Origin of the sequence: Streptomyces afghaniensis (assembly GCF_044327915.1) — a bacterium.
GTDB classification, from domain to species: Bacteria; Actinomycetota; Actinomycetes; order Streptomycetales; family Streptomycetaceae; genus Streptomyces; species Streptomyces afghaniensis.
On record NZ_JBIRGJ010000003.1, the window covers coordinates 310,702 to 325,915 of the forward strand.

Annotated in this window: 7 protein-coding genes; all 7 read left to right on the top strand. The window is 71.1% G+C overall.

Annotation, left to right across the window (positions count from 1 at the left end):
• The first annotated feature begins 151 nt into the window (after positions 1 to 151).
• Positions 152 to 1,102 (top strand): ornithine carbamoyltransferase, encoded by a 951-nt coding sequence (locus tag ACH4G3_RS11870; RefSeq protein WP_397624311.1) that lies wholly within the window; start codon positions 152 to 154, stop codon positions 1,100 to 1,102.
• On the top strand, positions 1,099 to 2,376 hold the full coding sequence (locus ACH4G3_RS11875; RefSeq protein WP_397624312.1) for an MFS transporter: 1,278 nt from the start codon (positions 1,099 to 1,101) through the stop codon (positions 2,374 to 2,376). Before ACH4G3_RS11870 ends, ACH4G3_RS11875 begins: the two co-directional genes overlap by 4 nt.
• Before the next feature lie 146 nt (positions 2,377 to 2,522).
• Positions 2,523 to 3,506 carry a TauD/TfdA family dioxygenase gene (locus tag ACH4G3_RS11880; protein ID WP_397624313.1) on the top strand — a complete coding sequence of 328 codons (984 nt, stop codon included), beginning with the start codon at positions 2,523 to 2,525 and terminating at the stop codon, positions 3,504 to 3,506.
• A gap of 7 nt (positions 3,507 to 3,513) precedes the next feature.
• On the top strand, positions 3,514 to 4,287 hold the full coding sequence (locus tag ACH4G3_RS11885; protein ID WP_397624314.1) for a thioesterase II family protein: 774 nt from the start codon (positions 3,514 to 3,516) through the stop codon (positions 4,285 to 4,287).
• 7 nt (positions 4,288 to 4,294) lie between these two features.
• The gene (locus tag ACH4G3_RS11890; RefSeq protein ID WP_397624315.1) at positions 4,295 to 4,504 is read left to right on the top strand and encodes an MbtH family protein; all 210 of its coding nucleotides are present in this window, start codon (positions 4,295 to 4,297) and stop codon (positions 4,502 to 4,504) included.
• Positions 4,505 to 4,637: 133 nt separating this feature from the next.
• Positions 4,638 to 9,233: an amino acid adenylation domain-containing protein gene (locus ACH4G3_RS11895; RefSeq protein WP_397624316.1), complete on the top strand. Its 4,596-nt coding sequence runs from the start codon at positions 4,638 to 4,640 to the stop codon at positions 9,231 to 9,233.
• The gene (locus tag ACH4G3_RS11900; protein ID WP_397624317.1) at positions 9,230 to 15,166 is read left to right on the top strand and encodes an amino acid adenylation domain-containing protein; all 5,937 of its coding nucleotides are present in this window, start codon (positions 9,230 to 9,232) and stop codon (positions 15,164 to 15,166) included. Before ACH4G3_RS11895 ends, ACH4G3_RS11900 begins: the two co-directional genes overlap by 4 nt.
• Positions 15,167 to 15,214: the final 48 nt, after the last annotated feature.

Below are 15,214 nucleotides of genomic sequence, written 5' to 3' on the forward strand. Positions count from 1 at the left end.
CCACCAGCGGGCCCGCCGGGCAGGGCCGACCCGCAGGCGTCGGCGGACCGATCCCCCCCGGTCCGCCGACGCCGTCCACCAGACGGAACGCGTCCTCCGAGACCTCCGTCGCCGTCCGACCACTCGTACGCCCCATGCCGAGGAGCTCCGCATGACCGCACGACACCTGATATCCCTCGACGACCTCGCCGACGCCGACCTGCGCCACGTCGTGGAGCGGGGAGCCGCCTTCTCGAGCGGCACGGCCGCTCCGGGCCGCGTGCTCGACGGCACGATCGCCGGCATCTACTTCCGGCGCACCTCGACCCGCACCCGTACCGCCTTCTCGGCGGGGGCGCTGCGGCTCGGGGCGCAAATCATCGCGTACAACGGCGGCGACCTGCAGACCAACACCGGGGAGACCAGCGAGGACACGGGGCAGGTCTTCTCCCGGATGCTCGACGTGCTGGTCGCCCGGACGGCCGACGACCCGGCGGAGATGCGGGGCTGGGCGGCCCAGCCCCGGATGTCCGTGATCAACGCCATGAGCGCCGACGAGCACCCCACCCAGGGCCTGACCGACCTGAGCACGCTCATGTGCCGCTTCGGCCGCGTCGAGGGGCTGCGGCTGCTGTACGTGGGGGAGGGCAACAACACCGCTGCCGCCCTGGCGCTGGGCCTGACCCGCTTCCCCGGCACCGAGCTCGAGCTGCGCACCCCGCCCGGCTACGGGCTGCCCGAGGACATCCTGGTCCGGGCGCGCGCTCACGCGGAGCGCTCCGGTGCCACCGTGACCGAGCGGCACACGATGGACGACCTGCCCAAGGACGTCCACGTCATCTACACGACCCGCTGGCAGACGACCGGAACCAGCAAGCCCGACCCCGACTGGCGCTCCCTGTTCGCGCCCTTCCAGGTAACCCGGGACCTGTGGACGCACAACGCCGACGCCCTTTTCATGCACGACCTGCCCGCCCACCGGGGTGAGGAGGTCACCGCCGAGGTGCTCGACGGCCCGGCGAGCATCGCCTTCGACCAGGCCGAGAACAAGATGCACAGCGCCATGGCAGTCCTCGAATGGTGCCGCCTCGGCACCGTCGGTACGCCCGGCACGTCCGAATGAGCGTGACGGAGGAGCACCGCGAAGGAGGGGGCGCACAGCCCGGCACTGCGCCTCCACCCCCGCTGCGGAAGAACAGGGACTTCCTGCTGCTGTGGACCGGCGCCGGGCTCTCGCTGTTCGGCACCCGGGCGAGCACCGTGGCCTACCCCCTGCTGATGGTCTGGTACGGCGGCTCCCCCACCGGCGCCGGACTCGTCGGGTTCGCCGCGCTGCTGCCCCAGCTGCTCCTGCAACTGCCCGCCGGTGCCCTGGTGGACCGCCTGGACCGGCGCCGGCTGATGATCCTGTGCGACCTCGCCGGGCTGACCGCCATGGGCAGTGTCGCGGCCGCGCTGATCGGCGGGCACCTGTGGCTGCCGCACCTGATGGCCGCCGCGTTCGTGGAGGGCTCGGCGGCCATCTTCTACCGGCTCGCCGAGCGGGCCGCGGTGCGCAACCTCGTCCACCCGGACCACCTGACCGTCGCGCTCACCCGCAACGAGGCACGCGGTCAGGGCGCCGGGCTGCTCGGGCAGCTCGGCGGCAGCTCCCTGTACGCGGTGGCCCGATGGCTGCCGTTCCTGCTCACCGCGGTGTCCCATCTGACCGCGCTGGTCACGCTGCTGCTGATCCGGAAGAAGTTCCAGTCGGAGCGCCCGCAGGCGCCCCGCGATCTGCGCCGGGAGGTGGGCGAGGGGCTCACCTGGGTGTGGCGGCAGCGGTTCATGCGGGCCGCCGTGGGGCTGATCGCGGGCAGCAACATCCTCTTCCAGGTGCTGTCCCTGGCTCTCGTGCTGATCGTCAAGGAGAACGGCGGCTCCCCGGCCACCATCGGCCTCATCGGGACCGTGTCGGGTGTGGGCGGCATCCTCGGAGCCCTGACCGGCTCGTGGTTCCTGAAGCGGCTGTCGCCCGGCGCCATCGTCACCGGCACGCTGGCGGTGTGGGCGCTGCTGATGACGCCCGTCGCCCTGGTCGACCAACCGGTGCTCATCGGCGCGCTGTTCGCAGGGATGTCCTTCGCCGGCGCCCTGCTGAACGTGGCGGCAGGCGTGTACCAGGTGCAGATCACCCCGGACGAGATGCAGGGCCGGGTGACCAGCGTCTTCGCTCTCATCGGCTCCGGCATGAACTCCGCCGGGGCGCTCGTCGGCGGCCTGCTGCTCGCGGCCTTCGGCACCACGCCCACCGTCACGGCGGTCGCGGCCGCGATGGCCGCCATGGCGCTGGTCGCCGTACTGAGCCCGGTCATCAGGACCGCGGGGCGTACAGCGGGGCGTACACCGGAGAAATGACCGAAGAAATATAGGCCTCCCCCGCACAGTGGGGAGGCGGACGGGCCGCTCGCGCACGAGCGCCCGTACCCACGCGACCGGGGCCGAACGCGGACACACGCACGCTTCCGGCACCCAACACCCCTTCAGGAAGGCATGCCACCACGATGTCCGCCCATCGCACAGCACCAGCGGGACAGCCGCTGCCGCTCCTGGTCGAGGCCGAGTCCGCGGACCGGGACGTCATCCGCCTGATCAAGTCGGACCGAGAACGGCTGCGGGCGTCACTGAGGACCCACGGTGCGCTGCTGCTGCGCGGCTTCGACATCGGCGGGATCGACGGGTTCGACCAGGTGGTCAGGGAGCTGTCCGGTGACCCGCTCACCTACTCCGAGCGGTCCTCCCCGCGCAGCACCATCAAGGGGAACGTCTACACCTCCACCGACTATCCGCCGGAGGAGGAGATCTTCGTCCACAACGAGAACTCCTACCAGGCGAGTTGGCCCCGGACGCTCTACTTCTACTGCGACCGGCCGCCCGAGACGCAGGGCGCCACCCCGCTGACCGACATCCGGAAGGTGTACGCCTCCATCGACCCGGCGGTCCGCGAGGAGTTCGCCCGGCGTGGCTGGATGGTCGTACGCAACTTCCACGACCACTTCGGCGTGGCCTGGCGGGAGCTGTTCAACACCGACGAGCGGGCCGAGGTGGAGGCGTACTGCCGCTCCAAGGACATCGAGTTCGAGTGGCTGGGCGGCGACGCGCTGCGCACCCGGGCGCGCCGCAAAGCGATCCACACCCACCCCGAGACGGGGGAGACGGTGTGGTTCAACCACATCGTGTTCTTCCACCACACCACGCTGCCGGCCGAGGTGCGTGAGGGGCTGCTCGGCCTGTTCGGCGAGGAGGACCTGCCGACCAACACCTACTACGGCGACGGCGGCCGCATTCCCGATGAGGTCACGGACCATCTGCGGGCCTGCTACCGGGCGCAGACGGTGCGCTTCGACTATCAGCAGGACGACGTGCTCGTCGTGGACAACATGCTGGCCGCGCACGGCCGGGAACCGTTCACCGGAGCCCGCCGGATCGCGGTCGCCATGGCGGAGCCGTACGCGCCGAACGCGCGGTCCGAGCGCGGCGGGGAGTGACCACGCCATGACCGTGCACCACTCCACGCCCGGGAGCGCGTGGCTGCGCCGCTATGTGCCGCGCGCCGACGCCCGGCTGCGGCTGGTCTGCTTTCCGCACGCCGGCGGCAGCGCGAGCGCCTTCCGGGACTGGCCGGAGCTGCTGCCGCCCGACATCGAGCTGATCGCCATCCAGTACCCCGGCCGGCAGGACCGGTACGGCGAGCCGCTGATCGGGGACTTCCCGGTCCTGGTGTCCGAGGCCGCGCGGGCCGTCCTGCACTGTTTCGACCGGCCCGTGGCGTTCTTCGGCCACAGCCTCGGCGCGACCGTGGCCTACGAGGTCGCCCGCGCCCTGCGGGCCTCCGGGGCACCGGCGCTGACCCGGCTGTTCGTCTCCGCGCGCAAGGCGCCCTCGGTTCCCCGCCCGGACACCGTCCGGTTCGGCACCGAGGAGCAGATCATGGCGTACATCCGGAACCTGGGCGGATCCGGCGCGGCTCTGCTGGAGCAGGGCGACGACCTGCTGGAGCTGATGCTGCCCATGCTGCGCAACGACTTCGGGCTCGTCGCCTCGTACCGCTACGTCCCCGGATCCCCGCTCGACTGCCCGGTGACCGCCGTCATCGGCGACCAGGACGGTTCCGTGAACGAGGACGAGGCCCGGCAGTGGTCCCGGCACACCGTGCGGCCGTTCGACCTGCACACCCTGCCCGGAGGTCACTTCTACACCGAGACGGCCACCGACCGGCTCGTGGCCCTGGTGGCCGACACACTGAGCGACGTGGCGAAGAGGAGCTGACCACCCCATGAGCACCCACCCGTTCGAGGACCCGGACGCCGCGTACCACGTCCTGGTCAACGAGGAGGGACAGCACTCGCTGTGGCCCGCCTTCGCCGAGGTCCCGGCCGGCTGGACCGTCGTCCTGCGCCAGGCGGGACGCGAGGCGTGCGTCGACTACGTCAACACCCACTGGACGGACATGCGGCCCGGGAGCCTCGGCCGGCACGTGGCGTGACGCCGCCGTAGCCGCGCCCTGCCCGTACCGCTTCCGGCCGACGTCCTAGCGCCGTCACGCCGTCACCCGATCTTCTTCGATACCCGGACCCTGGTGGTGGAAAGCCATGCCCATACCCGAAACAGCACAAACCGTGAGTCTCCCTCTGTCGGCAGCGCAAGCGGGTGTCTGGGCAGGGCATGAACTCGACCCGACCGGTGCGAAGTACAACATCTCCGAGTACATCACCTTCCACGGTGACGTCGACCACCGTCTGCTGGAGGCCGCCTGGCACCAGCTCCTCCGGGACGCGGAGACGCTCCGGGTGCGCGCCATCGTCAGGGAAGGCGAGGAGCTGCGCCAGCTGGTCGTCCCGGAGCTGAGCCCCGGGCTGCCGTTGATCGATCTCACCGGGGAGGACGACCCCGAGGCCGCCGCCCAGGAGTGGATGCACCGCGACCGGCACCGGCCCGTCGACCTCGCCGAGGGCGGTCTGACCACCTTTGCCCTGCTGAAGGTGGCGGAGGAGCGCTTCCACTTCTACGAGCGCATCCACCACATCCTCATCGACGCCTCCGGCGGCCCGTTGATCAGCGGCCGGATGGCGGAGGTGTACTCCGCTCTGGCACGCGGCGAGGAGTTCGGCCCGAGCGGGTTCGCCCCGCTGTCCCAGCTGCTGGAGGAGGACGCCGACTACCGTCGCTCGCCGGCCCGCGCGGCGGACCGTGAGTACTGGTCCGGGCTTCTCGCCGACGCCCCGGAACCGCCCCGGCTGGTGGACACCCAGGAACTCGCGCCCCCGGACGGGCAGGTCCTGTTCCTGCGGCGCAACGTCCGGCTGCCCGCCGACGACTTCGAGCAGCTGCGGGTCGTGGCCCGGCGGCTGCGCTCGATGTGGCCCGTCCTGACCATCACCGCCACGGCCGCCTATCTGGCGCGGACGACCGGCAGACAGGACGTCGTCCTCGGGCTTCCGGTCACCGCCCGGACCACACCGGCCGACCGCCGCACTCCCGTACTGCGTTCCAACGTGGTGCCCCTGCGGGTGCGGGTGGCCCCGGGCGACTCCCTCGCGCAGCTCGTCGCCCAGGTCACCCGGGCCACGCGCGCCGCACTGAAGCACCAGCGCTACCGCTACGAGGACATGCGGCGCGACCTCAAGCTCCTCGGTGACGGCCAGAGCCTGGTCGGCCCCGTCGTCAACATGATGGACTTCGACTACGACCTGGACTTCGCGGGGCTGCGCACCACCGCCCACAACCTGTCCAACGGCCCGGTGGACGAGCTGTCCATCGCGGCCTACCACCGCGCCGACGGGGAGGGGCTGACCCTCGCCTTCGACGCGAACCCGGCCTTCTACGACACCGACCGGCTCGCCGCCCACCAGGACCGTTTCCTGCGGTTCCTGAGGGGTCTGATCGCCGAGCCGGAGCGCCCGACGGCCGAGGTGGAGGTGCTGTCCCCCGAGGAGCGGCGACTGCTGCTGACGGAGTGGAACGCGACCGGCCGGGACGTGCCCGCCGGGGCGCTCGGCGAGCTGTTCGCCGCGCAGGCCACGGCGACCCCTGACCGGGTCGCCGTGGCGGCCGACGGGGTGGAGCTGACCTATGCCGCACTGGACGCGAGGGCGAACCGGCTGGCGCGACGGCTGATGACGCTGGGCGTGACGGTGGAGTCCCCGGTGGCGCTGCTGCTGGAGCGCTCCGTCGACGCCGTGGTGGCGACGCTGGCCGTGGTGCGGGCCGGCGGCACGTATGTGCCGCTGCACTCGGGCCTGCCGCCCGAGCGGCTGGCGTGGGTGCTGCGTGACGTCGGCGCCACGGTGCTGCTCACCGACCGCGAGGTGCCGGAACTGCCGACGCGCGTGGTGACGCTCGAGCGCACACCGTGGTCGGGCGAGCAGGCCGGGGACGACCAGGACAACCCCGGGGCTCCCGACATCAGCGTGCACCCCGACCGGCTGGCGTACGTGATGTACACGTCGGGTTCGACCGGGGTGCCCAAGGGCGTCGGGGTGCGCCACCGCGATGTCGTGGACTTCGCCTTCGACCGGCGCTGGGTCGGCGGGGACCACGACCGCGTCCTCATGCACGCCCCCCAGTCCTTCGACGCCTCCACGTACGAGCTCTGGGTGCCGCTGCTGAACGGCGGCCGGGTCGTGGTGGCACCGCCGGGCCAGGTCGACGGCGCGGTGGTGGAGCGGATGGTCGCCGAACACGGCGTGACCGCCGCCTTCCTGACGACGGCCCTGTTCAACCTGATCGCCGACGAGCACCCCAAGGCCTTCGCCGGGATGCGCACCGTCTGGACCGGCGGCGACGCCGGCTCCGCGGCAGCCATGCGCCGGGTCCTCGAAGCCTGCCCGGGAATCACCGTCGGCAACGGCTACGGCCCCACGGAGACCACGACGTTCGCCGTGACCTCCCTCGCGCGGACGGCCGACGACATCGGCACGGTTCCACCCATCGGTACGCCGCTGGACAACATGCGCTGCTACGTCCTGGACGCGGGTCTGCGGCCGGCGCCGGTCGGTGTGGTGGGCGAACTCTTCGTCGCGGGCTCCGGCCTGGCCCGCGGCTACCACAACCGCCCGGGCCTGACGGCCGAGCGCTTCGTGGCCTGCCCGTTCGGTGCTCCCGGGGAGCGCATGTACCGCACCGGCGATCTCGTCCGCTGGCGCGCCGACGGACAGCTGGAGTACGTGGGGCGGGCCGACTTCCAGGTGAAGGTGCGCGGCTTCCGCATCGAACTGGGCGAGGTGGAGGCGGCTCTGGCCACCCATCCGTCGGTCGCCCAGGTCGTCGTCGTCGCGCGGGAGGACCGCCCCGGGGACCGCCGCCTGGTCGCCTACGTCGTACCGGAGGGCGAGCCCGCCGATCCTGCCGACCTGCGCACCCATGTCGCCCGGGAACTGCCGGAGTACATGGTTCCTGCCGCGTTCGTGGTGTTGGAGCGGCTGCCGTTGACGGTGAACGGCAAGGTGGACCGGGGGGTTCTGCCCGCGCCGGAGTTCGTCTCGGGTGCGGGGCGTGCGCCCGGTTCGGGTGTGGAGGAGGTGTTGTGTTCCCTGTTCGCCGAGGTGCTGGGCCTGGACGAAGTGGGGGTGGAGGACTCCTTCTTCGATTGTGGTGGCGACAGCATCATGGCGATTCAGCTGGTGTCGCGTGCGCGTCGGGCGGGCTGGGTGCTCTCAGCGCGGGATGTGTTCCAGCACCCTTCGGTGGAGGGCCTGGCGCGGATCGCGGCGCCGGTGGGTGCCAGTGGTGCGGTGGCGGAGTCGGCGGGTGCCGGAGTGGGTGTGGTGCCGTCGACTCCGGTGATGGAGTGGTTGCGGGACTTGTCAGGGCCGGTGGAGGGGTTCCACCAGCACGTGGTGGTGTCGTTGCCGGGTTCGGTGAGTCGTGGCGCGCTGGTGGGCGCGTTGCAGGCCGTGGTGGACCGGCATGACATGTTGCGTTCGCGTCTGGTCCGTGAGGACGGTGGGTGGTCGCTGGAGGTCGCGGCGCCGGGTGAGGTGGACGCGGGCGGCCTGCTGGAGCAGGTCACCGTCCCCGACCTCGACGAAGCGACCGTGAAGCAGCACGTACGCCACGCCGGCGGCCTGCTCGCCCCGGACGCCGGGAGCATGCTGCGGGCCGTCTGGCTGGAGCCGGGCCGGCTGCTGCTGGTGGCGCATCACCTGGTGGTGGACGGTGTGTCGTGGCGGATCCTGCTGGAGGATCTGAAGGCGGCCTGGGAGGGCCGCGAGCTGGAGCCCGTGCCGCTGTCGTTCCGCAGCTGGGCGCGACGCCTGCACGAGCACGCCGCACAGGGCACCTACGCCGGCCGCCTGGACTTCTGGCGGGACATGGTCGGACGGCCGAACCCGCCGCTCGGCTCCAGGACTCTGACCCCCGCCGAGGACACTGCCGCCACCCAGCGCGAGATCACCCTGCCCCTCCCGGCGGAGCTGACGGAGGCGCTGCTGACGCGGGTCCCGGCGTTGTTCCACGGTGGTGTGAACGATGTGCTGCTGGCGGGTCTGACACCGGCGGTGCAGGAGTGGCAGCGGCGGCGTGGCCGGGAGTCGGACGCGGGGGTGCTGCTCGATCTGGAGGGGCATGGCCGCGTCGAGGAACCGGGGGTCGACCTGTCGCGCACGGTGGGGTGGTTCACGTCGATCCATCCGGTGCGTCTGGACGCGGGCGGGGAGTCCTGGGACGAGGTGTGTGCCGGTGGTGCGGCTGCCGGGCGGGTGCTGAAGCGGGTCAAGGAGCAGATGCGGGCCGTCCCCGACGACGGCATCGGCTACGGCGTCCTGCGCTACCTCGACCCCGCGGCGGGCGCGGAACTGGCCGCCGGGGCACGGGCCGAGCTGGCGTTCAACTACCTGGGCCGGTTCACCGGCGAAGCCGGCGCCTGGGAGATGAGCTCTCGTCCGGGCATGGTGGGCGCCGGCGCCGATGCGGGGCTGCCGTTGGCGCACGCGCTGGAGCTCAACGCGGTGACCTATGACCTGGCCGAGGGGCCGTGTCTGCACGCGAGCTGGGCTTGGGCCGACGGGGTGCTGTCCGAGGCGGAGGTGCGGGAGCTGGCGCAGCTGTGGTTCGAGGCCCTGGAGGGTCTGGCCCGGCACGCCGACGCACCCGGCTCGGGCGGTCTGACCCCTTCCGACCTGGACCTCGTCCAGCTCAGCCAGGACGAGATCGAAGCGATCGAGGGCTTCGAGAACGACGACGACTACGACCTCGACTGGGAGTTCTCAAAGTGACCAGGTCGCGCATCGAAGACATCCTTCCGCTGCAGCCGCTGCAGGAAGGCTTTCTGTTCCATTCGCTGGTGGCGGACGGTTCGGTGGATGTGTACACCTCGCAGCTCCGCTTCGACATCGCCGGTGAGGTGGATGCTGCGGCGTTGCGGCGTGCGGGTGAGCGGCTGCTGGCCCGGCATGCGAATCTGCGGGCGGGCTTCCGGCACGAGGGCGTGAGCCGACCGGTGCAGGTGGTGTACCGGCGAGTGCGCCTGCCATGGGCCGAGCTGGATCTCTCAGGCGTGACGGACGCGGAAGCGCGGGCCGCCGAGCTGGCGTCCGAGGACCGGCTGCGTCCCTTCGACCTGGGCCGTCCCCCGCTGTTGCGGCTGTCGCTGCTGAAACTGGGCGAGCGCCGCTACCGCATCCTGCTGACAGGCCACCACATCCTGTGGGACGGCTGGTCGGTGCCGGTGCTGGTGGAAGAGCTGTTCCGCCTGTACGCGGCCGGAGGTGACGACGCGGGACTGCCGCCGGTGACGCCGTACCGCGAGTATCTGGCGTGGCTCGCACGACAGGACCGCCCGGCCGCGGAACAGGCGTGGGCCACAGCACTGGAAGGACTGCCCGAACCGACCCTCGTCGCCCCCGACACCACCCACGACAAGACCGCACTCCAGGAGTACGTCTCCACCGACCTCCCCCGTGACCTGCTCGACCGGGTCACCGCACTGGCCCGCCGGCACGGGATGACGCTCAACACCGTCATCCAGGGTGTGTGGGGACTGCTGCTGGCGCGGCAGACGGGCCGGGAGGACGTGGTCTTCGGCGCCACGGTCTCGGGACGGCCGCCGGAGCTCGAGGGAGTCGAGCGGATGCTCGGCCTGTTCATCAACACCCTGCCGGTACGCGTGCGACTGCGCCCCGAGGAGCCGGTGATCGGCCTGCTCACCCGGCTGCAGGAGGAGCAGGCACAACTGATCCCGCACCACCACTACGGCCTGTCCGACATCCAGCGCCACACCGGCTTCGGCACCCTCTTCGACACCAGCATGGTCGTCGAGAACTACCCCCTGGACCCGTCCGTCTTCACCGCCGTCCTCGGCGACCTCGAACTCGTGGGCATCGGCTTCGACGACGCCACCCACTACCCCCTGTCCCTCGCCGCCATACCCCTCCACGGAGCCGGTCTCACCCTCAAGGTGAGCTACCGTCCGGACGTCTACGCCCACGACGAGGCCCAGCGGATCAGCGGCCGCCTTGTCCATCTGCTCGAGTCCCTCGTGGAAGACCCGGAGAAGCGGACGGATGCGGTAGACGTACTCCCCCCTGAGGAACGTGAGTTCCTCCTCGCCGCCGCGGGTCCGGTGGTGCCGTCGGCTCCGGTGGAACGGTGTGTGCACCAGATCTTCGAGGAGCGCGCCGCGGCCTCTCCGGACGCGGTGGCGGTGGTCTTCGGTGAGGCGTCGCTGACGTATGCCGAGGTCGACGCGCGTGCGAACCGACTGGCCCATCACCTGCGTTCGCTGGGTGTGGCCGAGGGTTCGCTGGTGGGCGTCTGCCTGGAGCGTGGCCTGGATCTGGTGCCGTCGCTGCTGGGCGTGCTGAAGGCGGGCGCGGGCTACCTGCCCCTGGACCCGGCCTCCCCCGCCGACCGGCTGGGCTACGTACTGGCGGACGCCGGCGCCCGCGTCGTGGTCACCTCCGGCGGACTGGTCACGGTCCTGGACGAGGCCTTCGACGGCGAACTCGTCGTCCTGGACCGGGACACAGAAGTGATCGCGTCCCGCCCGACGACCGCGCCGGCGGTGTCGGTGCAGCCCGACAGCGTCGTATACGTGATCTACACCTCCGGCTCGACGGGACGCCCGAAGGGCGTCGTGCTCGGACACGCCAATGTGGTGCGGCTGTTCGAGACGGCACAGGCGCAGTTCGGCTTCGGCCCGTCCGACGTGTGGACGTTGTTCCACTCCTACGCGTTCGACTTCTCCGTCTGGGAGATCTTCGGGGCACTGCTGCACGGTGGCCGGCTGGTAGTGGTGCCGGAGATGACGGCACGTGAACCGAGCCGCTTCCACGAGCTCCTCGTACGCGAGGGCGTGACCGTGCTGAACCAGACACCGTCGGCCTTCACCCAGCTCATCGAAGAGGACCGCACCCGCGGCGAAGGCGGCCGACTCGCCCTGCGCACAGTCGTCTTCGGTGGTGCGGCCCTCGACTGTGGGGCTCTTCAGGGCTGGGTGGCGCGTCATGGTCTGGAAATGCCGCAGCTGGTGAACATGTACGGCATCACCGAGACGACGGTGCACGTCACGTACTACCCGATCGGCCAGAAAGACATCGCCACCGGTGGATCGGCCAGCCCGATCGGCCGTCCGCTGAACGACCTGAGCCTCCACCTGCTCGACCAACGCGGCGAACTGGTGCCGGTCGGTGTCCCCGGTGAAATCTACGTCGGCGGCCCCGGCGTGGCCCGCGGCTACCTCAACCGACCCGAACTCACCGCCGAACGGTTCGTTCCCGACCCCTTCGGCCCCGCCGGCTCACGCCTCTACCGCAGCGGCGACCTCGCCCGCCGACGCCCCGACGGCAGCCTGGAATTCCTCGGACGCGCCGACGACCAGGTCAAGGTACGCGGCTACCGCATCGAACCCGGCGAAATCAGCGCCCGTCTCAGTGCCCACCCCGCGGTCCGCGACGCCGTGGTGATCGTCCGCGACGAACGACTGGTCGCCTACCTCGTCCCGGACGGCGAGCTGCCCTCGACGGCCGACCTGCGCGCGTTCGTGGGTAAGACCTTGCCTGAATACATGGTTCCTGCCGCGTTCGTGGTGTTGGAGCGGCTGCCGTTGACCGTGAACGGGAAGGTGGATCGGCGGGCGTTGCCGGCGCCGGAGTTCACCTCCGGTGCCGGCCGTGAGCCACGCCCGGGTGCGGAGCGGGTGTTGTGCTCCTTGTTCGCCGAGGTGCTGGGCTTGGACGAAGTGGGCGTTGAGGACTCCTTCTTCGATTGTGGTGGCGACAGCATCATGGCGATTCAGCTGGTGTCGCGTGCGCGCCGGGCGGGCTGGGTGCTCTCGGCGCGGGATGTGTTCCAGCACCCTTCGGTCGAACGGCTGGCCCAGGCCGCAGTACCGGTGGGCGCCGACAGTGCGGTGAGGGAGCCTGCCGGTGCCGGGCTCGGTACGGTGCCGCTGACTCCGGTCATGGGTTGGCTGCGCGGGCTGGGCGGGCCTGTGGAGGGGTTCCACCAGCACGTGGTGGTGTCCCTGCCGGATGCGGTGAACCGTGCCGGCCTGGTCAGGGCGTTGCAGGCAGTGGTCGATCGGCACGACATGCTGCGTTCGCGTCTGGTGCGTGAGGGCAGTGCGTGGTCGTTGGAGGTGGCAGCGCCGGGGGCTGTGGACGCGGACGGTCTGCTGGAGCACGCCACGGTCGGCGACCTCGACGAAGCGGCCGCGCTGACCGCCATCGACGATCGGGCCGAGGCCGAACGCCGACGGCTCGATCCCGACGCCGGTGTCGTCCTGCGCGCCGTGTGGTTCGAGCCGGGCCGGCTGTTGCTGGTGGCGCATCACCTGGTGGTGGACGGTGTGTCGTGGCGGATCCTGCTGGAGGATCTGAAGGCGGCCTGGGAGGGCCGTGAGCCGGAGCCCGTGCCGTCGTCGTTCCGGAGCTGGGCACGACGGTTGCACGAGCAGGCCGACCAGGGTACGTACGCCGCCCAGTTGGACCTCTGGCGTCGCATCGCCGGCGAGCCTGCGCAACCGCTGGGCTCGCGGGCCCTGGACGCGGCGAAGGACACAGTGGTCACCCGCCGGGTGCTGGACCTGTCTCTCCCGGTGGAGCTGACGGAGGCGCTGCTGACGCGGGTTCCGGCGTTGTTCCGTGGCGGGATGAACGATGTGCTGCTGGCGGGTCTGGCGCCGGCGGTACAGGAGTGGCAGCGGCGGCGTGGCCGGAAGTCGGACGCGGGTGTACTGCTGGACCTTGAGGGCCATGGCCGTGTGGAAGGCGCGGGGATCGATCTGTCGCGGACGGTGGGGTGGTTCACGTCCATCCATCCGGTGCGTCTCGACGCGGGCGAGGTGTCCTGGGACGAGGTGTGTGCCGGTGGTGCGGCTGCCGGGCAGGTCGTGAAGCGGGTCAAGGAGCAGATGCGGGCCGTCCCCGACGACGGCATCGGCTACGGCGTCCTGCGCCACCTCGACCCGGCCGCCGGGGCCGAACTCGCCACGTGCGGCCAGGCCGAGGTGGGCTTCAACTACCTCGGCCGGTTCACCAACGGCGGTGACGGCGCATGGGAGTTGAGTGCCCGCGCCGGCATGGTCGGTGGAGGTGCCGATGCGGGGCTGCCGTTGGCGCACGCGCTGGAGCTGAACGCGGTCACGTACGACCTGGCCGAGGGGCCGTGTCTGCACGCGAGCTGGGCATGGGCCGACGGGGTGCTGTCCGAGGCGGAGGTGCGGGAGCTGGCGCAGCTGTGGTTCGAGGCCCTGGAGGGTCTGGCCCGGCACGCCGACGCACCCGGCTCGGGCGGTCTGACCCCTTCCGACCTGGACCTCGTCCAGCTCGGCCAGGACGAGATCGAACTGCTGGAGGACAGCGCGGCTGGGGTCGAGGACATCCTTCCGCTGCAGTCCTTGCAGGAGGGGCTTCTGTTCCATTCGCTGGTGGCGGACGGTTCGGTGGATGTGTACACCTCGCAGGTGCGGTTCGATCTGGCCGGTGAGGTGGATGCTGCGGCGTTGCGGCGTGCGGGTGAGCGGCTGCTGGCACGGCATGCGAATCTGCGGGCGGGCTTCCGGCACGAGGGCGTGAGCCGACCGGTGCAGGTGGTGTACCGGCGAGTGCGCCTGCCATGGGCCGAGGTGGATCTCTCAGGCGTGGCGGACCCGGAAGCGCGAGCGGCGGAGCTGGCGTCCGAGGACCGGCTGCGTCCCTTCGACCTGGGCCGTCCTCCGCTGGTGCGGCTGTCGCTGCTGAAGCTGGGCGAGCGCCGCTACCGCATCCTGCTGACAGGCCACCACATTCTGTGGGACGGCTGGTCGGTGCCGGTGCTGGTGGAAGAGTTGTTCCGGCTGTACGCGGCCGGAGGTGACGACGCGGGACTGCCGCCGGTGACGCCGTACCGCGAATATCTGGCGTGGCTCGCACGGCAGGACCGCCCGGCCGCGGAACAGGCGTGGGCCACAGCACTGGAAGGACTGCCCGAACCGACCCTCGTCGCCCCCGACACCACCCACGACAAGAGCCCCGTGCAGGACATGGTCCGTACGGAGATGCCCAAGGAACTCGCCGAGGCCCTGGCCGCGACCGGGCGCCGGCACGGGGTGACGCTGAACACCGTCATCCAGGGTGTGTGGGGTCTGCTGCTGGCGCGGCAGACGGGCCGGGAGGACGTGGTCTTCGGCGCCACGGTCTCGGGACGGCCGCCGGAGATCGAGGGAGTCGAGCGGATGCTCGGCCTGTTCATCAACACCCTGCCGGTACGCGTGCGGCTGCGCCCCGAGGAGCCGGTGATCGGCCTGCTCACCCGGCTGCAGGAGGAGCAGGCACAACTGATCCCGCACCACCACTACGGCCTGTCCGACATCCAGCGCCACACCGGCTTCGGCACCCTCTTCGACACCACCACGGTGCTGACGAACTACCCCCTGGACCCGTCGGTTCTCGACACGGTCCTCAGCGACCTCGAAGTGCTCGACATCGACAACGAGGACGCCACTCACTACCCGCTCCGCATGGCCGTCGTGCCGGACGGCGACAGCCTCGGTCTGCGGCTGGGATACCTGCCGGACCTCTACACGCGCGACGAGGCCCAGCAGCTGCTCGACCGGGTTTTGTACCTGCTGGAGACCCTGGCCGAGAACCCGGAGCGCCCGGTGAGCGGCATCGACATCCTCACGGAGGAGGAGCGTCACCAACTCCTCGTGGAGTGGGGCGGATACTGACCTTTGCGGTGGCAGGCTCCTGCCACCGGCAGAAGCGGACATGAAATG

Coding starts and splice junctions, on each gene's coding strand:
- ACH4G3_RS11870 (WP_397624311.1), top strand. CDS start 152: ATGACCGCACGACACCTGATATCCCTCGACGACCTCGCCGACGCCGAC.
- ACH4G3_RS11875 (WP_397624312.1), top strand. CDS start 1,099: ATGAGCGTGACGGAGGAGCACCGCGAAGGAGGGGGCGCACAGCCCGGC.
- ACH4G3_RS11880 (WP_397624313.1), top strand. CDS start 2,523: ATGTCCGCCCATCGCACAGCACCAGCGGGACAGCCGCTGCCGCTCCTG.
- ACH4G3_RS11885 (WP_397624314.1), top strand. CDS start 3,514: ATGACCGTGCACCACTCCACGCCCGGGAGCGCGTGGCTGCGCCGCTAT.
- ACH4G3_RS11890 (WP_397624315.1), top strand. CDS start 4,295: ATGAGCACCCACCCGTTCGAGGACCCGGACGCCGCGTACCACGTCCTG.